Here is a 22,395-nt window from a genome sequence, read left to right on the forward strand (position 1 = left end):
CCGTTGTGTCGGCTCGTGCCAGGCGTAGGGCTCGTGACGTTCATGGGAGTGACGTTCGTGGGAGTGACCGTCATGCGGTTCGCGCTCTTCGGCGTGGTCGTTCATGCCGATGCCTCCATGGCCACCCGCAGCGCGGCGATGCCCCGCGAGCCGTAGGCCTTGACCGAGCCCAGGGATATGCCGAGGGTTTCGGCGGTCTGAGCCTCGGTCATGTCCGCGAAGTAGCGCAGTACGAGCACCTCGCGCTGGCGACGCTGGAGACCCTTCATCGCCTTGATGAGGTCGCGGCGCTCCAGCCGGTCGTAGGCGCCCTCTTCCGCGCTCGCCATGTCGGGCATGGGCTTGGAGAGCAGCTTCAGGCCGAGGATGCGCCGGCGCAGCGTGGACCGGGAGAGGTTGACGACCGTCTGGCGCAGGTAGGCCAGGGTCTTCTCGGGGTCGCGGACTCGTTTGCGCGCGGAGTGGACGCGGATGAAGGCCTCCTGGACGACGTCCTCGCAGGAGGCGGTGTCGTCGAGGAGGAGGGCGGCGAGACCGAGCAGGGAGCGGTAGTGCGCCCGGTAGGTCTCGGTGAGGTGATCGACGGTCGTGCCGGCGGCCACGGTCGCCGGGGCGGTCCCGGTCTCCTCGGCGGCGTCACGCTGACTGGGTATGCGGGCCGGCCGCGCTGCGGGCATGGGCGCGATCACCGGCATGCCGCCGGGCGTGCGGGTCCTGAGCGCCGCACGGGGCGGCCGCAGGGCCGTGCCGGTGCGGGCCACACTGAGTTCGAGTACCTCTGCCACGCCGGTTGGACACGTTCCCCCCCTCGGAGGTTGTACGTGCCGGGCGTCACATGTGCGACAACCGGCGGTGCCTCAAGTGCCGTCATGCGTCCCGCTCTTCCCTTATGTCCCATTTGAACGGGCGCCCCCACGCCCTGACCACGGCGTCCCCACGCCAGGATCATCACGCCCCCAGGTCCCGCAAGGGTGACCGCAAAGACGCTCCCCGCCCTCCGTACGGTTGCGGAGAGCGGGGAGGCAAATCCTCTGCCGGAGGCGGGACCGGTTCAAGTGGTTAAGACCATGCTCCCGGTCACCCTTCGCACACAGATCCTACGCAGCGGGGCTAACGGGGGCCGGGCGGCTCCACCGCGATCAACTCCGCGATCTGCACCGCGTTCAGCGCGGCGCCCTTGCGCAGGTTGTCACCGCACACGAAGAGTTCGAGCGCGGCCGGGTCGTCCAGGGCCCGCCGTACCCGGCCGACCCAGGTCGGATCCGTGCCCACCACGTCGGCGGGGGTGGGGAACTCGCCGGCCTCCGGGTCGTCGCAGAGCACGACGCCGGGCGCGGTGGCGAGGATCTCGCGGGCGCCGTCGACGCCGACCTCGCGCTGGAAGCGGGCGTGGACGGTCAGCGAATGCGTGGTGATCACCGGTACCCGCACACAGGTCACGGCGACCGGCAGCCGCGGCAGCCCGAGGACCTTGCGGGACTCGTCGCGGATCTTCATCTCCTCCGAGGACCAGCCGTCCTCCCGCAGCGATCCGGCCCACGGGACGACGTTGAGCGCGACCGGCTCCGGGAACGGCCCGGTACCGTCCCCGACGGCCCGCCGTACGTCCCCGGGCTTGGTGCCCAGTTCGGTGCCGGCCACCAGGGACAGCTGGGCCCGGAGCGTCTCCACCCCGGCCCGCCCGGCCCCGCTCACCGCCTGGTACGACGACACCACCAGCTCGCGCAGCCCGAACTCGGCGTGCAGCGCGCCCAGGGCGACGATCATCGTCAGGGTCGTGCAGCCGGGGTTGGCGACGATCCCGCGCGGGCGGGACCGCACGGTGTGCGGGTTGACCTCGGGCACGACCAGGGGCACGTGCGGGTCCATCCGGAAGGCGCCGGAGTTGTCGACGACGACCGCACCGCGCTCGGCGGCGACCGGTGCCCACACGGCGGCGACCTCGTCGGGGACGTCGAACAGCGCGATGTCGACGCCGTCGAAGGCGTCCTCCGACAGGGCCACCACCTCGGTCTCCGCCCCGCGCACGGCCAGTTTGCGGCCGGCCGAGCGCGGAGAGGCGATCAGCCGGATCTCACCCCAGATGTCCGCCCGTTGGGACAGGATCTGGAGCATGACCGTGCCGATGACCCCGGTCGCCCCCACGACCGCGAGCGTCGGCCTGCCGGTCGGCGCCATCAGCGGCCCGTGCCTCCGTAGACGACGGCCTCGTCGGTGTCGGAGTCGAGCCCGAAGGCGGTGTGCACGGCGCGGACGGCCTCCGCCACGTCGTCGGCGCGGGTGACGACCGAGATGCGGATCTCGGAGGTCGAGATCAGCTCGATGTTCACGCCGGCGTTGCTCAGTGCCTCGAAGAAGGCGGCGGTGACGCCCGGGTTGGTCTTCATGCCGGCGCCGACCAGGGAGATCTTGCCGATCTGGTCGTCGTAGCGCAGCGAGTCGAAGCCGATGCCGGCGCGGTTGCGCTCCAGGGCGTCGATGGCCTTGCGGCCCTCGGTCTTGGGCAGCGTGAAGGAGATGTCCGTCAGGCCCGTGGAGGCGGCGGACACGTTCTGCACGACCATGTCGAGGTTGATGGCGGCGTCGGCGATGGTCCGGAAGATGGCGGCGGCCTCACCCGGCTTGTCCGGCACACCGACGACCGTGATCTTGGCCTCGGAGGTGTCGTGCGCGACACCGGAGATGATGGCCTGCTCCACCTGCTTGTCCCCAATCGGCTCACTGCTGACCCACGTGCCCTGGAGTCCGCTGAAGCTGGACCGGACGTGGATCGGGATGTTGTAGCGGCGGGCGTACTCCACACAGCGGTGGAGCAGCACCTTGGAGCCGGAGGCCGCGAGCTCCAGCATGTCCTCGAAGGAGATCCAGTCGATCTTCTTCGCCTTCTTCACCACGCGCGGGTCGGCGGTGAACACGCCGTCGACGTCGGTGTAGATCTCGCAGACCTCGGCGTCGAGCGCGGCGGCGAGCGCCACGGCCGTCGTGTCGGACCCGCCGCGGCCGAGCGTGGTGATGTCCTTCTTGTCCTGGCTCACGCCCTGGAAGCCGGCGACGATCGCGATGTTGCCCTCGTCCAGCGCGGTGCGGATCCGGCCCGGGGTGACGTCGATGATCCGGGCTTTGTTGTGGACCGAGTCGGTGATGACGCCTGCCTGGCTGCCGGTGAAGGACTGCGCCTCGTGGCCCAGGTTTTTGATCGCCATCGCCAGCAGGGCCATGGAGATCCGCTCTCCGGCGGTCAGCAGCATGTCGAACTCCCGGCCGGCAGGCATCGGGGACACCTGCTCGGCGAGATCGATCAGCTCGTCCGTCGTGTCGCCCATCGCGGAAACGACGACGACAACCTGGTTGCCGTTCTTCTTCGCTTCCACGATCCGCTTGGCGACGCGCTTGATGCCCTCGGCATCGGCTACGGAGGAGCCTCCGTACTTCTGCACGACAAGGCCCACGTGCGCTCCTCGCTCGGTTCGTTTGTGTCGGCTCAGTTTAACGAGCGTCCGTATCCCACCACCGATCTCCCGCATGGTGAGACGCCGGACGCCCGCTACAACCTGCCCGGCGTGCCGCCCGGCACTCGGAACGTGCCCTGGCTCACAACCGCGCCGGACGGTTACGTCGCCGGCCGGATGCCCAGCGGGTCGCCGATCTCCTGGGCCATCACCCGGCCCGCCTCGAACTCCAGGGTCTCGTCGCCGATGGCCGCCTGGTCGGTGTCGAGGCCGTCCAGCTCCTCCAGGGGCTGGTTCAGGCGGACGTGGATCAGGACGGACTGGAGGGCGCGCAGCACCGCGGAGGCCGTCGGTCCCCAGTTGGAGAAGTACGAGAACTGCCACCACCACAGGGCCTCGGTGGTGCGGCCCGCGCGGTAGTGGACCATCCCGTGCCGCAGGTCGGCGATGATGTCGGCGAGGTCGTCGGAGATCCGGCCGGGCACCGGCGCCTTGCGGGGCTCGTACGGGTCGAAGACCTCGGAGTAGACGTCGACGGGGTCCAGGAGGCGGGCGAAGTTCTCGCGGATGCCGTCCACGTCCGGTTCGGGGCCCGGGTCGGGCTCGTAGCGGTCGTCGGGGACGATGTCCTCGTGGGCGCCCAGCCGGCCGCCGGCCAGCAGGATCTGGGAGACCTCGAGGAGGAGGAAGGGCACCGTCGAGCCGGGCTCGTCGCCCTTCGCCACCTCCGTGACGGCCACCAGGAAACTCTCGACCTGGTCCGCGATCTGGACCACGAAGTCGTCCGGGTTCCGTGCAGAGGCGTGCAGTGTGGCGTCAGACATCTAGGAGTCGTCTCCCCTCGAAGGCGCGGCCGAGGGTCACCTCGTCCGCGTATTCCAGGTCGCCACCCACCGGGAGGCCGCTGGCCAGGCGGGTGACCTTCAGGCCCATGGGCTTGATCATGCGGGCAAGATACGTCGCCGTGGCCTCGCCCTCCAGATTGGGGTCCGTGGCCAGGATCAGCTCCGTGACCGTCCCGTCGGCCAACCGCGCGAGAAGTTCCCGGATACGCAGGTCGTCGGGACCGACACCCTCGATCGGGCTGATCGCGCCCCCGAGCACGTGGTAGCGGCCCCGGAACTCGCGGGTGCGCTCGATCGCCACGACGTCCTTCGGCTCCTCCACCACACAGATGACGGTGCGGTCGCGGCGCGCGTCACGGCAGATGTTGCACAGCTCCTCCTGCGCCACGTTGCCGCACGTCGCGCAGAAGCGGACCTTCGCCTTCACCTCCAGGAGCGTCTGCGCGAGCCGTTTCACGTCGGCCGGCTCGGCCTGGAGGATGTGGAAGGCGATCCGCTGCGCGCTCTTGGGACCGACGCCGGGCAGCCGCCCCAGTTCGTCGATGAGGTCCTGGACCACGCCTTCGTACAACGGACTGCCTTTCCTGGAGACCTTGCGGTACGTACGGTAGTCGGCACCCGCCTTCGCGTGGAAGGCGGCGGGGTCAGAACGGCAGACCGGGGATGCCGCTGCCGCCGCCCAGCCCCTGCGCCAGCGGGCCGAGCTTCTGCTGCTGGAGCGACTGCGCGTTCTCGTTGGCCGCCTGCACGGCCGCCACGACCAGGTCGGCGAGGGTCTCGGTGTCCTCCGGGTCCACCGCCTTCGGGTCGATCCGCAGCGCGCGCAGCTCCCCGGAACCGGTCACGGTGGCCCGCACCAGACCGCCACCGGCCTGCCCGTCGACCTCCGTGTTCGCCAGTTCCTCCTGCGCCTGCTGGAGGTCCTGCTGCATCTTCTGGGCCTGCTGGAGCAACTGCTGCATGTTGGGCTGGCCACCGGGGATCACGATCAGCTCCTCGCCGTCTTCTCCGACGTCCTTCTCGACGTCTACTTTCTCCGTCGTCACTGAGCCTACGTGGTCCACGCGGCCATCGCCCCGCCACTCTTTCGAGTGAGAACTACGGGGGTCCTCCACCTGATCAAGAGGCACTTCCGGGCGGAAAAGCCGGGGAAGGTCCCTCCCCGCCACCCATTGGGCGGTAGGAAGGGGGCCGCGTGTCGGCAGGGCATGTCACGCGATGTGACCGGTCGTGATCAGTAGGGAGTGCCGGGTGGGTCAGCCGGAGATGCAGCCCGAGGGTCCGCCTCAGGACGGGCGGGGCGAGGGCGCGGCCGGGCTGCGGCCGGGCGACCTGGCCGGGCGGGCCTTCCCGCTCGGCGACTGGGCGGAACCCGCCGAACGGCTGGACGAGCTGTACCGGTGGGTGGAGGGCCGGGCGCTGGAGACGGCCGCGTGGTATCTGCGGGACCGGGTCCGCAAGCGGCTGGGGGCGCGGGTGCTGCGGGCGGGCACGGCGGCCGGAACCGTGGTGGGGGCGGCGCTGCCCCTGCTGGACCTCACCGGGGTGGCGGGCGGGATCGCCCCCTGGGGCTGTCTGGCCCTGCTGTTCGCGGCGTCCTGCGCCGGCGCCGACCGGTTCTTCGGGGTCACCTCCGGCTGGATGAGGGACGTGGCGACCGCGCAGGCGGTGCAGCGGCGGCTCCAGGCGCTCCAGTTCGACTGGGCGTCGGAGTGCGTGCGGGAGGTGCTGGGTCCGGCGGAGGGTACGGCGAGCGAGGCGGCCGAGCGGTGCCTGTCGGTGCTGCGGCGGTTCTCCGAGGACGTCACCGAGCTGATGCGCACGGAGACGACCGACTGGATGGTGGAGTTCCGGACGGGTTCGGTGCCGCTGGGGATCCAGACGGCGGTGACGTCGGTGCCGCGGCAGGAGACCGGGGGGCCCGGCAGCCGCTTCCCCCTGCCGCCGGCGAACGGGAGCCGGCCCAACATGCCCAGACAGCGCCCGCCCGAGCCGCGCTAGGTCGTGTCGTCGAACCCCCGTCACTCCTTGCGGTACGTCAGGCTCTCCCCTCCGTTCGCCTTCGACCGCTTCAGGCGGCCGTCCGGCAGCAGGGTGACCTCGGTGGCCTCGCCGGGTGAGCAGGAGGAGGCGGGCGCGCCGCTGGTGACGGTGGAGGGCCCGATCTCCAGCGGCCCGCCGGTACCGGGCTCGGCGGTGAGCGTGCCCTCGAAGACGCAGTGGTACGTTCCACCGCCCTCGGTGGGCCCGTCCGCGACCAGCGTCAGCACGGTGTCGCCCACCCCGCCCTGCCGGAGGGTGAGTTCGCGGGTGTGGGAGCCGTCGGCGTTGTCGATGGTGGTCCGCCAGGAACCCAGGTAGGCGTCCGGGACCGCGCCCGCCGCGGACGCGGACGGTGCCGAGGTGGCCGTTGTGGGCGTCCCGGAGGTGGCCGGGGGCGCGGAGGTGAGGGTGGGGACGGGACTGACCTTGCCGCCGCCCTTGTCGTCGACGCCGCTGCCGTTCTTCATCAGCGCGTACACCGTGCCGCCCGCGCCCAGCGCGACGACCAGGGCGACCACGACGAGCAGGGCGGTGGACCGCCCGTTGCGCCGCTCCGTCTCCCCCGGCACCCCGACGGTCGTCGGCCCGTTCGGCGGGGTGTGGCCGAGCCCGTCGGCGTACGGGTTGTACGGCTGCGGCGCCCCGCCCCAGGCCCCGGCGCCGGGCTGCCGCGGATACCCGTAGGCGGCGGGTCCGGGATGCTGTTGCGGATGCTGCTGCGGGTACTGCTGTGCGTGCTGCTGGGGGTGCGCGGGCCCGTACGCGCCGGGTGCGGCTCCGAACCCGGGCGGCGCCGGCGGCGTGCCGGGCGGCGGCGCCGGGGCGGGGACGGCGGTGGGCAGATGTCCGGCGCCCCCGCCGGGCACCGGCCCGCCGGGCGGAGCCGGCGCGCCGTCGGACACGGCGGCGTGCTCGGGCGACGCACCGGCACCCACGGAGGGCGCCCGGCTCCCACCGGCACTCCCGTCGGACGCCCCGGCGCCGGACGCGCCCGCCGGGCGCAGGGGCGGTGCGAGCGGGAAGCCGTCCGCCGGCGCCTCCGTTGCCACGGCACCCGCACCCGTGCCGGACGACGACCGTGCCGGGCCGCCTTCCGGGCTCTCCACCTCCAGCAGCCGCACGGCGTGCCGGCCCAGCTGCGCGACCAGCGAACCGGGCAGCCAGGGGTCCCGGGCCCGTCCGTCGGCCACCGTGTCCTGCGCCCCGGTCCGCTCCAGGATCGCGTCGAGCGAGGGCCGGGCCCCCGGTTCCTTGCGCAGGCAGTCCCGGACCAGGTCGGCGATCCCCTCCGGCACCCCCGTCAGGTCCGGCTCCTCCTGGGCGATCCGGAACATCAGCGCGTGCACCCCGCTGTCGGCGCTCCCGAAGGGCAGCGTCCCGGTCGCCGCGTAGGCCAGCACGGAGCCGAGGCAGAACACGTCGCACGCCGGCGTGATCCGGTCCCCGCGCACCTGCTCGGGCGCCATGAACCCGGGTGATCCGACGAGCGACCCGGTCCGGGTGAGCCCCTCCCCCGCGGCGGTGGCCGTCTCCAGGGCCCGCGCGATACCGAAGTCGATCACGCGTGGCCCGTCGATGGTCACGAGCACGTTCGACGGCTTCAGGTCCCGGTGCACGATCCCCGCCGCGTGGATGTCCTTCAGCGCGTGCGCGAGCCCCGCCGCCAGGATCCGCACCGACCGCTCGGGCAGCGCCCCGTGGTCGTGCCCGACGACCTGCTGGAGGCTCGGCCCGGCCACGTACCCGGTCGCGACCCACGGCACGGGCGCCTCGGTGTCCGCGTCCAGCACGGCCGCGGTCCAGTACCCGCCGACCCGCCGCGCGGCCCGCACCTCCTGCCGGAACCGCGCCCGGAACTCCTCCTGCTCGGCCAGTTCCGCGCGGACGAGTTTCACCGCGACGGTACGTCCCCGTTCCGACCGCGCCAGATACACGTGCCCCATGCCGCCCGCGCCGAGCCGCGCCAGCAGCCGGTAGGACCCGATCCCCTGGGGGTCCCCCGGTCCCAGCTTCTCCATCCCCGTGCCGCCCTTCCCCCCATAGGTCGCAACGGACCGAGAATAGTGCGGGGGGCACGGCGGCGGGTGGGGGCCGCTGTCTACGGTTGCGTAACAGGCTCGCCCGGGCCGTCCGCGGCCCCGCCCCCGGCCCGGTGCGCCGACGGCCTGTCGACAACCTGTCGCGAATTGCCCTTGTCCATGGAACAGGACGCCGATACCCCTTCCGCATCGCGGACATCTACCCTCGGCCGCATGACCCCTCAGCCCCGCCCCGACGCCGGCGCCGCAGTGAAGGCCGCGGACCGCGCGCACGTCTTCCACTCCTGGTCCGCCCAGGACCTCATCGACCCGCTCGCCGTCGCCGGCGCCGAGGGGTCGTACTTCTGGGACTACGACGGCACGCGCTACCTGGACTTCACCAGCGGACTCGTCTTCACCAACATCGGCTACCAGCACCCCGAGGTCGTCGCGGCGATCCAGGAGCAGGCCGCGAGGATGACGACCTTCGCGCCCGCGTTCGCCGTCGAGGCCCGCTCGGAGGCGGCCCGGCTGATCGCCGAACGGACCCCCGGCGATCTGGACAAGATCTTCTTCACCAACGGCGGCGCGGACGCCGTCGAGCACGCGGTGCGCATGGCCCGGCTGCACACGGGCCGCCCGAAGGTGCTCTCCGCCTACCGCTCGTACCACGGCGGCACCCAGCAGGCCGTCAACCTCACCGGTGACCCGCGCCGCTGGGCCTCCGACAGCGGCAGCGCCGGCGTCGTCCACTTCTGGGCGCCGTTCCTCTACCGCTCCCGCTTCTACGCTCAGACCGAGGAGCAGGAGTGCGCGCGGGCGCTGGAGCACCTGGAGACGACGATCGCCTTCGAGGGGCCCGCCTCCATCGCCGCGATCGTCCTGGAGAGCGTCCCCGGCACCGCCGGGATCATGGTGCCGCCGCCCGGCTACCTGGCCGGCGTCCGCGAGCTGTGCGACACGTACGGGATCGTCTTCGTCCTGGACGAGGTCATGTCCGGGTTCGGCCGGACCGGCGAGTGGTTCGGGGCCGACCTGGCCGGTGTCGTACCCGACCTGATGACCTTCGCCAAGGGGGTGAACTCCGGTTACGTCCCGCTCGGCGGTGTGGCCATCTCGCCGCGGATCGCCGACACCTTCGGCAAGCGCCCCTACCCCGGCGGCCTCACCTACTCCGGTCACCCGCTGGCCTGTGCCGCCGCCGTCGCCACGATCGGCGTGATGGCGCGGGAGGGCGTTGTCGACAACGCCCGGCACCTCGGCGAGACGGTCGTCGGCCCGGCCCTCGCCGCGCTGGCGGACCGGCACCCGAGCGTCGGCGAGGTGCGCGGCGTCGGCATGTTCTGGGCGCTGGAGCTGGTGCGGGACCGGGAGACCCGCGAGCCGCTGGTGCCGTACAACGCGGCCGGCGAGGCGAACGCCCCGATGGCCGCGTTCGCGGCCGCCGCCAAGCGGCACGGTCTGTGGCCGTTCGTGAACATGAACCGCACGCACGTCGTGCCGCCCTGCACCGTGACCGAGGCCGAGCTGAAGGAGGGCCTGGCCGCGCTCGACGCCGCGCTGAGCGTGGCCGACGAGTACACGGTGTGATGCCGCGGCGCCGGAACCGAGGCTGCCGCCGGGCCGGTCCGAACGCGTAAGGTGACGTGCTCGCAAGTGATACATACGCGCGTTGATCGCGCCTGTGTACGAGTACGTCACCCCGGACGTGTGAGGAGAGGCACGGACCATGCCCGGTACCGGCGCCGTGACGCGCAGCACCCTGCGCCAGCAGATCGCGGACGCGCTCCGGGACGAGGTGCTGGCGGGGCGGCTGCGCCCGGGCCGGGCGTTCACCGTCAAGGAGATCGCCGACCAGTACGGCGTCTCCGCCACCCCCGTCCGCGAGGCGCTGGTCGACCTGTCCGCGCAGGGCATCCTGGAGGCCGACCAGCACCGCGGTTTCCGCGTGCCCGAGTACTCGCTCGCCGACCACCGGCACATGATCGAGGCCCGCAGCCTGGTCACCGACGGCATGTTCCAGGCCCTCGTCGCGGACCATCCCGCCTTCCGCACCCCGCCGGACGACCCGCGCACGGCCGCCGCCCTGGCCACCGTGCGCCGCCGCGGCGAGGAGGCCCAGCGCGCCGCGGCGGCCGGGGACCTCACGGTCCTGGTCGGCTACGACCTGCGGTTCTGGCGCGAGCTGAGCGCCCTGTTCGGCAACGCCTACCTCGGTGACTTCCTGCACCGCCTGCGGGTGCAGTCCTGGGTCTGCGCGGTGCAGCACCTGCTCCGCCTGCCCGACCTGCGCGGCCGGCTCTGGGCCGGGCACACCGAGCTGGTCGACGCCCTGGCCCGCCGCGAGGCCCAGGCCGCCCGCGCGATCGTGGCCGCCTCCAACGCCCACGCGCTGGCACTGCTGGAACGCCTGACCAACGGGTAGGTGACCGGTACGGCCCCTGCGGGGAACCGCCCCGGGACCGGACGCACTACCCTGCCCTGACCACCTGCTGTCGTGCGTGACCCCGCGCCTGCCGATGCGAGGAGCCTCTTTTGGCCTGTGACCTGTGGCTGGTACCGCTCGTGGACGTGTTGTGCCACACCCCGGACAACCCCTTCGCCGAGGAACTCGCGCAGTACAACAAGGCGTTGGCCGATGCCGGGCTGCCGCCGGTGCCGGTGTACCAGTACATGCCGGGTCTGTCCGGTGACGTCGCCCCGGTCGCCGGTTTCGACTACGACGCCCTGCACTTCCTGCGCCGCGCCCATCTGCTCCAGGTCTGCGGCCTGCCGGTGACACCGGTGGACGAACTGGGCGGGGACTACGAGCAGTTGCTGGAGATGTTCGAGGCGACCGCGCAGCAGTCGCACCTGGTCTGGCACTACGACCACGCGGGCGCGTACGTCCCCGTCGACTTCCCGCACCCGCTGTCCAACGAGGAACTCCTCGCGGGCGGCGGCCCGCTGGGCAGCTCCCAGACCCTGCTGCGCGAACTCCAGCACGTCGCGCCGGTCATCGGCATCGACCCGGCGAACCCCCCGGCGCCGCCCACCCCGCCGGCCGGCCCGACGGAACTGGAGGAACCGGCCGTCCCCGCCGCCTACGACCCCAGTCCCTTCGCCCGCGAGCGCCACGTCTGGCTGGGTCTGCACGCGGCGGCGACCCGCTCCCTGGCCCAGGGCTCGATGATCGTGTTCAGCTGAGGCACGCCACCACCGCCGCGGCGGACCGTCACGGCCGCAGGCCGGGTACGCGGCCGATGAGGTGGATCACCGGGGGCCACAGCACCCCGCTCGCCATCAGCAGCGAAGGACCGAGGTGCACCGGGCACACCCGCAGGGGCGGCCGGTTGTGACGGGTGATCTCGAAGACGGCGGGGTCGGAGCAGTCCGTGCCGCCGGCCTGGTGGCCTTCACCGCCGTACGGGCCCCGGCATCGCGCGTTCCGGTGGACGCCCATACCTCGATTGTGCACCGTCGACCACACAGCGGCGCCCGCCGTCGTGCCCGGGGGCACGACGGCGGGCGCCGCCGCGAGGGGACTAGAGGAACGAGTTGATCTCGATCGTCTCGTCGCGGCCCGGACCCACGCCGATCGCGGAGATCGGGGCGCCGGACATCTCCTCCAGGGCCTTGACGTAGTTCTGGGCGTTCTTGGGCAGGTCGGAGAAGGACTTCGCCCCGGTGATGTCCTCGGACCAGCCCGGCAGGGTCTCGTAGACCGGCTTCGCGTGGTGGAAGTCGGTCTGGGAGTACGGGAGTTCCTCGACGCGCTTGCCGTCGATCTCGTACGCCACGCAGACCGGGATCTGCTCCCAGCCGGTCAGGACGTCCAGCTTGGTGAGGAAGAAGTCGGTCAGGCCGTTGACGCGGGTCGCGTAACGGGCGATGACCGCGTCGAACCAGCCGCAGCGGCGGTCACGGCCGGTGGTGACGCCCCGCTCGCCGCCGATGCGGCGCAGCGCCTCGCCGTCCGCGTCGAACAGCTCCGTGGGGAACGGACCGGCGCCGACACGGGTCGTGTAGGCCTTGAGGATGCCGATCACGCGGCTGATCTTCGTCGGGCCCACACCGGCGCCGGTGCAGGCGCCGCCCGCGGTCGGGTTGGAGGAGGTGACGAAGGGGTACGTGCCGTGGTCGATGTCCAGGAGGGTGCCCTGGCCGCCCTCGAACAGGACGACCTTGTCGTCCTCCAGCGCCTGGTTCAGCACCAGGACCGTGTCGGCGACGTACGGCGCGAGCTTCTCCGCGTACGTCAGCAGCTCCTCGACGGCCTGGCCGACGGCGATGGCCCGCCGGTTGTAGAGCTTGGTGAGGATCTGGTTCTTGACGTCGAGAGCCGCCTCCACCTTCTGGGTGAGGATCGACTCGTCGTACAGGTCCTGGACCCGGATGCCCACGCGGTTGATCTTGTCGGCGTAGGTCGGGCCGATACCGCGGCCGGTGGTACCGATCTTGCGCTTGCCGAGGAAGCGTTCCGTCACCTTGTCGACGGTCACGTTGTACGGCGTGATGATGTGCGCGTTACCGCTGATCAGGAGCTTGGACGTGTCAACGCCACGCTCGTTCAGACCGCTCAGCTCGGAGAGCAGGACCGACGGGTCGACGACGACACCGTTGCCGATGACCGGCGTACAGCCGGGCGACAGGATTCCGGAAGGAAGGAGGTGCAATGCGTACTTCTGGTCGCCGACGACCACCGTGTGGCCGGCGTTGTTGCCACCCTGGTATCGCACCACATAGTCGACGGAGCCACCGAGCAGGTCCGTCGCCTTTCCCTTGCCTTCGTCACCCCACTGAGCACCGAGCAGCACAAGTGCGGGCACGCGCGTACACCCCTTCCGGGCGGGGCATGTCCAAGGTCGGGGGCGTGGGCGTAACGTTCACCGCCGCGTGCCACAGCGACCGCCGTTGGTCGCCGACCGTCGGACCGGATGCCCCGGAATAGACGAAGCCCCTGGCGCAATAGCGCAAGGGGCTCTTGCACAAAGATGCTACCCGAGGAAGCGAGGCAGGACCGAGGTGGCGACTTTCGCGACGTCCGATCAGCTGCTGGTGATCATCGATCCGGCGGCACGGCAGACGGACCCAGAGTCCGTGCGGATCGCGAAAGACGTGCTCAGCGCGGGTGCGGCGGCCAAGGTGTGTCTGCCGGAGGGGCCGGAGGAATTCGCCCGCGCACTGGGCCGAAGGGGGTCGCGGCGGCCGGTCGTGATCGGTGACGGCCTGGCTCTGGTGCGCACCGTCACCCTGCTGCACCGGCACCGGGAGCTGGCCGGGTGTGCGCTGTCGGTGGTCCCGGTGGGGGACAGCGCGCTCGCCGAGTCCCTCGGGGTGCCCGGCGGGACGGTGGCGGCGGCGCGGGCCGTGCTGGACGGCGCGGAGCGGCGGCTGGACCTGCTGGTGGACGACAGCGACGGGGTGGTGCTGGGGGCGCTGGGCATCCCGTCGGGGCCGGTGCGGGTGGCCGCCGCCCAGCCGGTGCGCGTCCTGCTGGGCCGGCCCTGGTACCGCTCCCTGGTCCGTCCCCTGGCCACGCGACCGCTCCGGCTGCCCGCCGTGCCCTCCCCGGGGCCCACGCGACTGAGGGTGGAGGTCGACGGCGAGACGCTCGTGGACCTGGACCAGCCGGTGGAGACGGTCTCGGTGACCCCGGGCTCCCGCGGGATGGCGGAGGTGGAGGTCCGCCCGCTGTCGGTGGGCGCGGCGGCGACCCCGCTGCTGACCTCCGGCCACATAGTGACGGTCACCGGGGCGGACTTCCGCTACCGGGCGGACACGGCGGTGGCGGGGCCGGTACGGCGGCGGACGTGGCGGGTGGAGGAGGGGGCGTGGGGGCTGGTGCTGCCCCGCCAAGCCCTCGCCGGGGGTCCGGCGGCGGTGACGGACCTCTGACCCGCGCCGGGCCCGTCCCGGGCCGGTGTGCCGCGTCGGCGGGCGTGGTCAGCCGATCTCCACGCTCAGCCCGCGCAGACCCCGGATCACGAAGCCCGGCTTGCGCTCCGGTTCCGCCGCCAGGGCCAGCGTGGGGGCCTGCCGGAGCAGCGCCGACAGGGACGCGGCCAGCTCGATGCGGGCCAGCGGGGCGCCGATGCAGTAGTGGATGCCGGCGCTGAAGGAGATGTGCGGGTTGTCCCCGCGGTTGAGGTCCAGGCGGCCGGGGTCGGCGAAGACGGCCGGGTCGTGGTTGGCGGAGCCGAAGAGCAGGGCGATCTCCGAGCCCCGGGGGATCGTGGTGCCGCCGATCTCGATGTCGTCCAGGACCCAGCGCTCGAACAGCTGGAGCGGGGTGTCGTAGCGCAGCAGCTCCTCGACCGCGGCCGGGACCAGACCGTGGTCGGCGCGCAGGGCCGCCAGCCGGCCGGGGTTGCGGAACAGGGCCCACCAGCCGTTCACCGTGGCGTTGACCGTGGCCTCGTGGCCGGCGTTGAGCAGCAGGACGGCGGTGGAGATCATCTCCTGCTCGGTGAGGCGGTCGCCCTCGTCGTGGGCCGCGATCAGCCCGGAGACCAGGTCGTCCCCCGGCTTCTCGCGGCGGGCCGCGATCAGTGCCCGCAGGTAGTCCGAGAACTCCACCGACGCCCGTACCGCCCGGGCCGCCGTCTCCCCCGGCGGGTTCAGCTCGTACATCCCGCAGATGGCCGCCGACCAGGGACGCAGCTGCGGCCGGTCCGCCTCCGGGATGCCCAGCATCTCGGCGATCACCGCGACCGGCAGCGGTTCCGCCACGTCCGTCAGCAGATCGCCGCCGCCCTCCCGGACGAGCCCGGCGACCAGGTCGTCCGCCAGCCGGTGCACGTACGGCTTCAGCCGCTCCACCGTGCGCGGGGTGAACGCCTTGGACACCAGACGCCTGATCCGGGTGTGGTCCGGCGGCTCCAGGTCGAGCATGCCGTGGTCGTTGAGGGTGTGGAACGGCTCGTGCTCCGGTGGGGGCGCGCTCCGGCCGAACTCCTCGGGCGAGAAACGGTGCCGGTAGGTGCGGCCGAGCCGGCGGTCGCGCAGCAGCGCCGAGACGTCCGCGTGGTGCGGGACCAGCCACTGGTCGGTCGGCTCGTACCGGATCACCCGGCCGCGCGCCCGCAGCTGCGCGTAGGCCGGGTACGGGTCCGCGACGAACGCCGGGTCCCAGGGGTCGAAAGCGAGGTCGGTGGGGCCTGCCATGCGGGGACGCTAACGCGTGACGCCGCGTCCGGCCAGGGTGCCGGCTCCGGCCGGGCCCGGGACCGCGGCCGTGTCAGCCGGGCGTCACCAGCCGCGCCTCGTACGCGAGAACCGCCGCCTGGGTGCGGTCCCGCAGGCCCAGCTTGACCAGGACGCGGCTCACATGGGTCTTGATCGTCGACTCCGCCACGACCAGCCGCCCGGCGATCTCCGCGTTGGACAGGCCCTGGGCGATCAGGACCAGCACCTCCGTCTCGCGTTCCGTCAGCTCCCCGAACGCCGCCTGTGCCGCCGGCATCAGGCGCGGTGCCTCGGACAGCCGGGAGAACTCGGTGATCAGCCGTCGGGTGACCGTGGGCGCGAGGAGGGCCTCGCCGGACGCCACCACCCGGACGCCCTCGGCCAGCTGCCGGGCCGAGGCGTCCTTCAGCAGGAAGCCGGAGGCCCCTGCCCGCAGTGCCTGGTACACGTACTCGTCGAGGTCGAACGTGGTCAGCACCAGGACCTTCGCCGCCGCGTCCGCGGCCACGATCTCGCGGGTCGCCTCGATTCCGTTCAGCTCCGGCATGCGGATGTCCATCAGCACCACGTCCGGGGCGAGCCGCCGCACCTGGCCGACCGCCTCCCGGCCGTTGACGGCCTCGCCGACGACCTCGATGTCCGGCATCGCGTTCAGCAGGACCGAGAAGCCCTCGCGCACCATCATCTGGTCGTCGGCGATCAGTACCCGGATGGTCATGCCGCATCCTCGTTCACGGCCGCCGGCACCGGCAGGAACACCGTCACCTCGTACCCTCCGCCGTCCGTCGGGCCCGCCGTCATCTCGCCGTTCAGCATGGCGACGCGCTCCCGCATGCCCGTGATGCCGTGCCCGGCGCCGGGCACGGCCCTGACCAGGTGCGGGGCCGGAGGCGGGTCGTTGACGACGCGCAGGCCCAGGCCGCCGAGGACGTACGCGATCTCGACCCGCGCGTCCGCGCCCGGCGCGTGCCGCAGGGTGTTGCTCAGCGCCTCCTGCACGATCCGGTACGCCGACAGCTCCACGCCCTGCGGCAGTTCCCGCACCGCGCCGGTCACCGTCCGGCTCACGTCCGGGCCGGCCTCCCGCACGTTGGCGAGCAGCGCGTCCAGGTCGGCGAGGGTGGGCTGGGGGGCGTCCGGCGCCTCGTAGTCCTCCGCGCGTACGACGCCCAGCACGCGGCGCAGCTCGGTCAGGGCCGCCACCGCGTTCTCCCGGATGGTGACGAAGGCCTTCTCCAGCTCCGGCGGCGGATTCTCCACCCGGTAGGGCGCGGCCTCCGCCTGGATGGCCACCACCGACATGTGATGGGCGACCACGTCGTGCAGTTCGCGGGCGATGGTCGTGCGCTCCTCCAGCAGTGTGCGCCGCGAACGCTCCACCGCGGTGACCGTCCGCTGCGCGGACACCTCCCGCTGGGCCTGCCGGCGGGTCTGCCGGACGGCGACGACCAGCAGGGCCAGCGCGGAGACGACCAGCATCGGGCCCACGTCGGTGCCCTCGTGCTCCCAGCCGAAGAGTCCGTCGGTCCACACGCCGTACAGGCCGGTCAGCGCCCACATCCAGGCCGCCGTGCGCGGGCGGGTGCGGGCCGCCACGATCGTGAGCACCAGCAGATGGGACACGAAGCTGCCCGGCAGCCACGGCCAGCTGCCCCAGCTGCTGCTGCCGACGACGTCGGCCACGCCGGTCGCCACCAGCGACAGCCAGAACGCGCCGACCGGGCGCACCAGCGTCAGCACGACCGGGGCCGCGGCGAGCAGTCCACCGAAGACGGACGGCCCGCCCACGGCCGTGTTCACCGTTCCGACAAGCAGCGCCACCAGCGCGCCGACCACCACCAGCGCGTGCGGTATCCAGACCGCGTACGCCCGCGGCCGGCCCGACAGATGGCGGGTCAGCGGGCCGCCCACGGCCGCGGGGGGCAGCGGGCGGTAGGCGAAGGCGTCATGGAACAGGTCCTGCCACAGCCCGCGCAGAGCATCCACGGCCAGCCGGAACTCCGGACTGCGGGGCCTGCCGGACACGGACGGCCTCATCGGCTGCGTGTGCGTCGTCTCGGTCACGAACAGAACGGTAGGCCGCAGGCGGCCCCACGGTCGTCAGCAGTGAGACGGGCGTTCGACGTCCGCCGGAAGTACTACGGGGGGTGGGGCGGGGTGGCCGACCGGGGCCGTCGGGAGGCCGGGGGCCGAGAGGCCGGGGGCCGGTGGTCGGCAAATGGAAGCCAGGAGGCCATTGGCCTGGGCCCCGAAGGCTGGGCGCCCGGGGCTCGGGGCCGGGACGCCGGGACGCCGGGACGCCGGGAGGCCGGGACGCCGGGAGGGCCGGGAGGCCGGAGGCCGGAGGCTCAGCGGTTGAGGGCCTGGGCGCCGGAGACTGGGCGCCCGGAGGGGTGCGGGGGCCGGAGGCCGGAGGGTGGGGGTGGGGTCAGTGGGGGGTGGGGCGGATCAGGCCGGATTCGTAGGCGAAGACCGCTGCCTGGGTGCGGTCCCTGAGGCCCAGTTTCAGCAGGATCCGGCCCACATGTGTCTTCACGGTCTGTTCGGCCACGACCAGCCGCCCGGCGATCTCCGCGTTCGACAGGCCCTGGGCGATCAGTGCCAGCACCTCCGTCTCCCGGTCGGTCAGTTCGCCCACGCGCTGCCGGAGCGGGGGCCGCGGGGAGCCGTCCAGCCGGGAGAACTCCGCTATCAGCCGGCGCGTGATGCCGGGGGCCAGCAGCGCGTCGCCGGCCGCCACGACCCGGACCGCCTCGGCGAGCTGGTCGGCGGAGGCGTCCTTGAGCAGGAATCCGGAGGCCCCCGCGCGCAGCGCCTCGTACACGTACTCGTCCAGGTCGAAGGTGGTCAGCATCAGGACCCTGATGCCCGGGTGGTCCGCGGTGATACGGCGGGTCGCCTCGATGCCGCCCAGTCCGGGCATGCGGATGTCCATCAGCACCACGTCCGGGACCAGTTCGGCGACCCTGGCGATCGCGTCCCGGCCGTCCACCGCTTGTCCGATCACGTCGATGTCCGGCTTCATGTCGAGCAGCACGGTGAAGCCCTGCCGGACCATCTGCTGGTCGTCGGCGATGAGTACGCGGATGGTGCCGCTGGTGCCGCTCGTCATGCGGTCTGTTCTCCTGACAAGGTCGGGGGCGGGGTCGGGCCGGGCGGGAGCGCGGACGGTGTGCCGTCCCGGGGGAGGAAGGCCGCCACGGTGAAGCCGCCGGCCGGGGTCCCGGCCGCCGTGACGGTGCCGCCGAGCATCGCCGCCCGCTCCCGCATGCCGAGCAACCCGTGCCCGGCGCCCGCGGAGGGCGGGCCGGGGTGGTGCGGGCGGGAGTTGGTCACGGTCAGGCGCACACCGCCCCGGAGGTGCGCGACCTCCACCCGTACCCGGGACCCGGGGGCGTGCCGCAGGGCGTTGCTCAGCGCCTCCTGCACGATCCGGTACGCCGACAGTTCCACCCCGGGAGCGTAGGGCCGGGCCCTGCCCGTCACCTCGCCGGTCACGTCCAGGCCCGCCGCGCGGGTGTTCTCGATCAGCGCGTCGAGCCGGTCGAGCGTGGGCTGGGGGGCATGGGGCGCCGCCCCGGTGCCGGGGTGTCCCAGCCCGTACGGGTCCTCGGGGTTCTCCGAACGCAGCACGCCGAGCACCCGGCGCAGCTCGGTGAGCGCCTCCAGCGCGTTCTGCCGGATGCCCGCGAGGTTCTCGACCAGCTCTGGCGGCGGCTGTTCGACGAGGTGCGGGGCCACCTGCGCCTGGATGGAGACGACCGACATGTGGTGGGCGACCACGTCGTGCAGCTCCCGCGCGATGCGGCTGCGCTCCTCCAGCAGGGTGCGGCGGGCCCGTTCCTCGGCGGTGAGGGTGGTCTGCTCGACGAGCTGGGCGCGTGCCTCCCGACGGCCGCGCAGGGCGCTGCCGAGCACCACGACGACCGTGGACAGCAGCACCGCGACGACCCCGGTGGGCTGGTAGCGCACCCCGCCCCACCCGGCCTCCAGGAGGTAGGTGAGCAGCGCGGTCAGGGCCAGCGCCTCGACCGCCGCCCGGGTGCGCACCCGCAGGGCGAGCAGCAGCAGGACGAGCAGGTGCGCGATGACGCCGGCCGCGGTCCAGGGCCAGGTGAACGCCGCCCCGGGCACGCTGCCCAGCCGCCCGTGGACCGCGACGGCTCCCACCAGGGCCCCCGCCATGGACAGCCACCAGCCCGCGACGGGCCGCCACAGCGCGAGGACGACCGCGCCGCCCGGCGCGAGAGCGATCACGAGGGCCGGCCAGGGAGCCAGGTGCCCGTTGTCCCCGAGCTGTGCCGCGTCGCCGAGCGTGACCCCGAACGCGGCCAGGCACAGCAGGCCGTGCGGCACCCGGCGCAGCCACAAGGAGGCGGGCAGCGGATCGGGCCGTACGGTCCACAGGTCGTCGCGCAGGACCCGCAGCCGGCGCCGGATCCAGGCCGTGCACACCACGAACACCCGCCGGCCCCCCGATCCCGTCACGCTCCCCACCTTAGACACGGCGCACCACCCGCGCGGCCCCCGGTCCGGGCCCCGGCGCACCCGCACCACCCGCGAGCGGGTCCGCCCGGCCGGCCGGTGCGCTCCGGCGCGGGCGGGGGCGGCGGGCCCCTTCCTCCAGGGAGCGGAACGCGGCCCGGCACAGGAACAGGACCAGGGCGAAGACCGGGAGCCACAGCAGGCGGGCCGCCACCCAGGCCGGCCCATCGGGCAGCGTGTGCAGGCCGGGCAGGCGGCCGGCCGGGAGCGCGGTGACCGTCGTCACCATCAGCGCCGTCTGGTGCCACAGGAAGACCGTCATCGCGGACACGTTGACCAGGGCCACCGCAGCCCACGCGACCGGGCGGCGCATCGCCGCGCGCAGCCGGTCGCGCAGCAGCAGGGCCAGACCGCACTGGGCCACGCCGAAGGTGACGGCCGCCAGCGTCGGCGGGTCGAGGTTGGAGACCGCGGCGCCCGGCACACCGACTATGGACGCGGGATAGCCCGCCCACAGCACGAGCGCGACCGTGGCCGCCGTACCGCCCGCCAGCAGGGTCCGGGCGGCGCGGCGGCTCTCCAGCTCGCCGCGGGCCCAGGCCGCGCCCAGGGTGTACGGGACCAGCCAGCCCGCCGCCACGTTCACCCAGCCCAGCCAGGACGGGCCGAGGTGCAGCCCGAAGCGGAGGATGTCGACGTGCAGGACGACGGCCAGCGGCCACAGCGGGTGGAGGCGGGCGACCAGCGGGGTCGCGGCCGTCAGGGCGGCGAGGACCAGCAGGAACCACAGGGGGGACAGGGCCACTTTCACCAGTGTGTGGAGGGTGAGGAGGGAAGTGCCGGTCAGCAGCAGGGCCGTGGCCGCCACCGTCCACAGCGCGAGCAGGGCGGCGGCCGGCCGGAGCAGGCGGGCCAGACGGGCGCGCAGCCAGGCGCCGTACGGCACGCCCCGGGCGCGGGCCGAGGCGTGGCCGCGGGTCGCCACATGGCCGCCGACCAGGAAGAACACGGCCAGCGTCTGGAACGCCCAGGACACCGGGGCCAGCCCCGGCAGGTGCTGCAACGGGCTCGCCGTGCGCAGCGCGCCGTCCTCCGCGACCAGGGCGGTGACCAGCCAGTGGCCGAGGACGACACCGAGGATCGCGAAGGCCCGCAGGGCGTCCACCGCCCGGTCGCGGGAGGCGGGGGTGGCCGCGTCCACGCGCCGGGCGGCCCGGCGGATCGCGTGTGGTGCGCGGCGCGGCGCACGGGCGCTCGGGGACGGCTCAGCCACGGGACACCTCCGGGGCCCTGCCGAGGGTGATCCGGGCCAGGTTGGCGAGAGCGGCCGAGCCCGGGCGGAAGTAGCCGCTGTGGTCGGCGCCGGCGGCGTCGAAGACCCGGGCGCCGAAGGCGCGGGAGACCGGATCGGGGCCGAAGCCGACGGTGGTGAACAGCAGGTCGGCGCGGACGTGCGGGACGTGCGCCACCCAGTCGCGGCTGCCGCGGGCTGCCCAGACGCGGGCGGAGGTGTGCAGGCCGGCGACCGTGTCGGCGCCGGTGCCGGGGCTGCCGACGAGGGCGATGTCGTCGACGTCCAGGCCCGCGGCGGCGCGGGCGCAGACCACCGAGCCGTAGGAGTGGCAGAGGAGGGAGACGCGGGCCCGGGCGGGGGCGAGGGTGTGCAGCTGTCGTACGAGCGCGCGCAGCCCGGGCGCCGCCTGTTCGGCGCGGGCCGGGGTCGCCACCGCGGTGCTGACCGTCTCCGGCGTGCGGTAGCCGAGCCAGGCGACGACGGCGACGCGGATGCCGGCGGGGGCGCGGTGTCCGAGGTCCCCGTACAGGGCCGCCGCCGCCCGGTGGAAGCGGGCGTAGGTGTCCAGGGAGGTGTCCGAGCCGGGCACCAGGACCGCCACCCTGTCGGCGTGCGCCAGGTCGCCGAGAACCTCCGTGGCCAGGCCGGGACCCCGGCCGTCGAAGGAGAGGAGCCGGCGGGAACGCGCCGCCAGGGCCCGGTCGGCGCCGGCCCGGTGCGCGTCCCCGTGCGCGGCGGCCATCCGGCCCGCCTCGGCGGCGTCGGCCCGGTTCGCCTCGTACGCGGACGGCAGGGTGGCAGGGGTGAGGCGGCTGAGGGCGGCGGGTGCCGGGGCGGGGATCTCCGGCCGGGCCGCCCCGGCTAGGGGGACGACGAGCCCGGCGGTGAGCAGCAGGGGGAGCAGGAAACGCCGGGCGCGCCGTGCTGTCGGGTGCGGAGCCGGTGCCGGCGGCTGGGGGGCTTCGGCGGGACCGGGGACCGGCAGGCGCGGGACTTCGGTGCGGGGTCGCCCCATGGGTGGCTTCCTTTCGGGGCCCGGCCATCGGGCTTGTCCGACAAGGAAGTTAGGAGGTCAGGACCGTCGTCGGCGTCCC

General features: G+C 73.4%; 21 protein-coding genes. 5 read left to right on the top strand and 16 right to left on the bottom strand.

The window, feature by feature from the left end; genetic code table 11:
- Window positions 1-101 precede the first annotated feature (101 nt).
- From ABZ117_RS17155 to ABZ117_RS17180, 6 genes are all read right to left on the bottom strand, one after another.
- Window positions 102-785 (bottom strand): SigE family RNA polymerase sigma factor, encoded by a 684-nt coding sequence (locus ABZ117_RS17155; protein WP_356821510.1) that lies wholly within the window; start codon window positions 783-785, stop codon window positions 102-104.
- Between the two features lie 325 nt (window positions 786-1,110).
- On the bottom strand, window positions 1,111-2,178 hold the full coding sequence (locus tag ABZ117_RS17160; protein ID WP_356821511.1) for an aspartate-semialdehyde dehydrogenase: 1,068 nt from the start codon (window positions 2,176-2,178) through the stop codon (window positions 1,111-1,113).
- On the bottom strand, window positions 2,178-3,449 hold the full coding sequence (locus ABZ117_RS17165) for an aspartate kinase (RefSeq protein WP_356821513.1): 1,272 nt from the start codon (window positions 3,447-3,449) through the stop codon (window positions 2,178-2,180). Before ABZ117_RS17165 ends, ABZ117_RS17160 begins: the two co-directional genes overlap by 1 nt.
- A gap of 161 nt (window positions 3,450-3,610) precedes the next feature.
- The gene (locus ABZ117_RS17170; protein WP_356821515.1) at window positions 3,611-4,273 is read right to left on the bottom strand and encodes a DUF5063 domain-containing protein; all 663 of its coding nucleotides are present in this window, start codon (window positions 4,271-4,273) and stop codon (window positions 3,611-3,613) included.
- Window positions 4,266-4,865: a recombination mediator RecR gene (recR, locus tag ABZ117_RS17175; protein WP_356821517.1), complete on the bottom strand. Its 600-nt coding sequence runs from the start codon at window positions 4,863-4,865 to the stop codon at window positions 4,266-4,268. Before recR ends, ABZ117_RS17170 begins: the two co-directional genes overlap by 8 nt.
- Window positions 4,866-4,938: 73 nt before the next feature.
- Window positions 4,939-5,280, bottom strand: coding sequence for a YbaB/EbfC family nucleoid-associated protein (locus ABZ117_RS17180; RefSeq protein ID WP_121791102.1), 342 nt, complete (start codon window positions 5,278-5,280; stop codon window positions 4,939-4,941).
- 265 nt (window positions 5,281-5,545) lie between these two features.
- On the opposite strand from ABZ117_RS17180, the gene ABZ117_RS17185 reads away from it, so the two are divergent.
- A complete protein-coding gene (locus ABZ117_RS17185; protein WP_356821519.1) occupies window positions 5,546-6,295 on the top strand; it encodes an SLATT domain-containing protein in 750 nt (249 codons plus the stop codon).
- 20 nt (window positions 6,296-6,315) lie between these two features.
- Here ABZ117_RS17185 and ABZ117_RS17190 read toward each other — a convergent pair whose 3' ends face one another.
- Window positions 6,316-8,355 carry a protein kinase gene (locus tag ABZ117_RS17190; protein WP_356821521.1) on the bottom strand — a complete coding sequence of 680 codons (2,040 nt, stop codon included), beginning with the start codon at window positions 8,353-8,355 and terminating at the stop codon, window positions 6,316-6,318.
- Between the two features lie 234 nt (window positions 8,356-8,589).
- Between ABZ117_RS17190 and ABZ117_RS17195 the strand changes: the two genes are divergently transcribed.
- The 3 genes from ABZ117_RS17195 (at window position 8,590) to ABZ117_RS17205 (ending at window position 11,541) form a co-directional block, all read left to right on the top strand.
- On the top strand, window positions 8,590-9,945 hold the full coding sequence (locus ABZ117_RS17195) for an aspartate aminotransferase family protein (RefSeq protein ID WP_356821523.1): 1,356 nt from the start codon (window positions 8,590-8,592) through the stop codon (window positions 9,943-9,945).
- Window positions 9,946-10,084: 139 nt separating this feature from the next.
- A complete protein-coding gene (locus tag ABZ117_RS17200; RefSeq protein WP_356821525.1) occupies window positions 10,085-10,780 on the top strand; it encodes a GntR family transcriptional regulator in 696 nt (231 codons plus the stop codon).
- A gap of 110 nt (window positions 10,781-10,890) precedes the next feature.
- Window positions 10,891-11,541, top strand: a complete 651-nt coding sequence (locus tag ABZ117_RS17205) for a hypothetical protein (RefSeq protein WP_356821526.1) — start codon at window positions 10,891-10,893, stop codon at window positions 11,539-11,541.
- A 28-nt stretch (window positions 11,542-11,569) separates the two neighbouring features.
- Here the strand turns inward: ABZ117_RS17205 and ABZ117_RS17210 are convergent, their stop codons facing one another.
- Window positions 11,570-11,797 carry a hypothetical protein gene (locus ABZ117_RS17210; RefSeq protein WP_356821528.1) on the bottom strand — a complete coding sequence of 76 codons (228 nt, stop codon included), beginning with the start codon at window positions 11,795-11,797 and terminating at the stop codon, window positions 11,570-11,572.
- Between the two features lie 82 nt (window positions 11,798-11,879).
- Window positions 11,880-13,163, bottom strand: a complete 1,284-nt coding sequence (locus tag ABZ117_RS17215; protein ID WP_356821530.1) for an adenylosuccinate synthase — start codon at window positions 13,161-13,163, stop codon at window positions 11,880-11,882.
- 196 nt (window positions 13,164-13,359) lie between these two features.
- Between ABZ117_RS17215 and ABZ117_RS17220 the strand changes: the two genes are divergently transcribed.
- Window positions 13,360-14,232, top strand: a complete 873-nt coding sequence (locus tag ABZ117_RS17220) for a diacylglycerol kinase (protein ID WP_356821532.1) — start codon at window positions 13,360-13,362, stop codon at window positions 14,230-14,232.
- 48 nt (window positions 14,233-14,280) lie between these two features.
- Here ABZ117_RS17220 and ABZ117_RS17225 read toward each other — a convergent pair whose 3' ends face one another.
- From ABZ117_RS17225 to ABZ117_RS17255, 7 genes are all read right to left on the bottom strand, one after another.
- On the bottom strand, window positions 14,281-15,501 hold the full coding sequence (locus ABZ117_RS17225) for a cytochrome P450 (protein WP_356821534.1): 1,221 nt from the start codon (window positions 15,499-15,501) through the stop codon (window positions 14,281-14,283).
- Between the two features lie 73 nt (window positions 15,502-15,574).
- Window positions 15,575-16,240, bottom strand: coding sequence for a response regulator transcription factor (locus ABZ117_RS17230; protein ID WP_356821536.1), 666 nt, complete (start codon window positions 16,238-16,240; stop codon window positions 15,575-15,577).
- On the bottom strand, window positions 16,237-17,586 hold the full coding sequence (locus tag ABZ117_RS17235; RefSeq protein WP_356821538.1) for a histidine kinase: 1,350 nt from the start codon (window positions 17,584-17,586) through the stop codon (window positions 16,237-16,239). The genes ABZ117_RS17230 and ABZ117_RS17235 overlap by 4 nt, the downstream gene beginning before the upstream one ends.
- A gap of 364 nt (window positions 17,587-17,950) precedes the next feature.
- A complete protein-coding gene (locus tag ABZ117_RS17240) occupies window positions 17,951-18,634 on the bottom strand; it encodes a response regulator transcription factor (RefSeq protein ID WP_356821540.1) in 684 nt (227 codons plus the stop codon).
- Complete coding sequence (locus ABZ117_RS17245; RefSeq protein WP_356821541.1) at window positions 18,631-20,010, bottom strand: sensor histidine kinase; 1,380 nt, start codon at window positions 20,008-20,010, stop codon at window positions 18,631-18,633. Before ABZ117_RS17245 ends, ABZ117_RS17240 begins: the two co-directional genes overlap by 4 nt.
- A gap of 10 nt (window positions 20,011-20,020) precedes the next feature.
- Entirely contained in the window at window positions 20,021-21,280 is a 1,260-nt protein-coding gene (locus ABZ117_RS17250) for an acyltransferase family protein (protein WP_356821544.1), read from the bottom strand.
- Window positions 21,273-22,316, bottom strand: a complete 1,044-nt coding sequence (locus ABZ117_RS17255; protein ID WP_356821546.1) for an alpha/beta hydrolase — start codon at window positions 22,314-22,316, stop codon at window positions 21,273-21,275. Before ABZ117_RS17255 ends, ABZ117_RS17250 begins: the two co-directional genes overlap by 8 nt.
- Window positions 22,317-22,395: the final 79 nt, after the last annotated feature.

The sequence above is a fragment of the Streptomyces sp. NPDC006309 genome (assembly GCF_040613095.1).
Lineage (GTDB): Bacteria > Actinomycetota > Actinomycetes > Streptomycetales > Streptomycetaceae > Streptomyces.

Bases quoted from the DNA above. Each gene is read 5' to 3' on its own strand.
- ABZ117_RS17160 (WP_356821511.1), bottom strand. From the start codon at position 2,178: ATGGCGCCGACCGGCAGGCCGACGCTCGCGGTCGTGGGGGCGACCGGG.
- ABZ117_RS17170 (WP_356821515.1), bottom strand. From the start codon at position 4,273: ATGTCTGACGCCACACTGCACGCCTCTGCACGGAACCCGGACGACTTC.
- ABZ117_RS17190 (WP_356821521.1), bottom strand. From the start codon at position 8,355: ATGGAGAAGCTGGGACCGGGGGACCCCCAGGGGATCGGGTCCTACCGG.
- ABZ117_RS17195 (WP_356821523.1), top strand. From the start codon at position 8,590: ATGACCCCTCAGCCCCGCCCCGACGCCGGCGCCGCAGTGAAGGCCGCG.
- ABZ117_RS17200 (WP_356821525.1), top strand. From the start codon at position 10,085: ATGCCCGGTACCGGCGCCGTGACGCGCAGCACCCTGCGCCAGCAGATC.
- ABZ117_RS17210 (WP_356821528.1), bottom strand. From the start codon at position 11,797: ATGGGCGTCCACCGGAACGCGCGATGCCGGGGCCCGTACGGCGGTGAA.
- ABZ117_RS17225 (WP_356821534.1), bottom strand. From the start codon at position 15,501: ATGGCAGGCCCCACCGACCTCGCTTTCGACCCCTGGGACCCGGCGTTC.
- ABZ117_RS17230 (WP_356821536.1), bottom strand. From the start codon at position 16,240: ATGACCATCCGGGTACTGATCGCCGACGACCAGATGATGGTGCGCGAG.
- ABZ117_RS17240 (WP_356821540.1), bottom strand. From the start codon at position 18,634: ATGACGAGCGGCACCAGCGGCACCATCCGCGTACTCATCGCCGACGAC.
- ABZ117_RS17255 (WP_356821546.1), bottom strand. From the start codon at position 22,316: ATGGGGCGACCCCGCACCGAAGTCCCGCGCCTGCCGGTCCCCGGTCCC.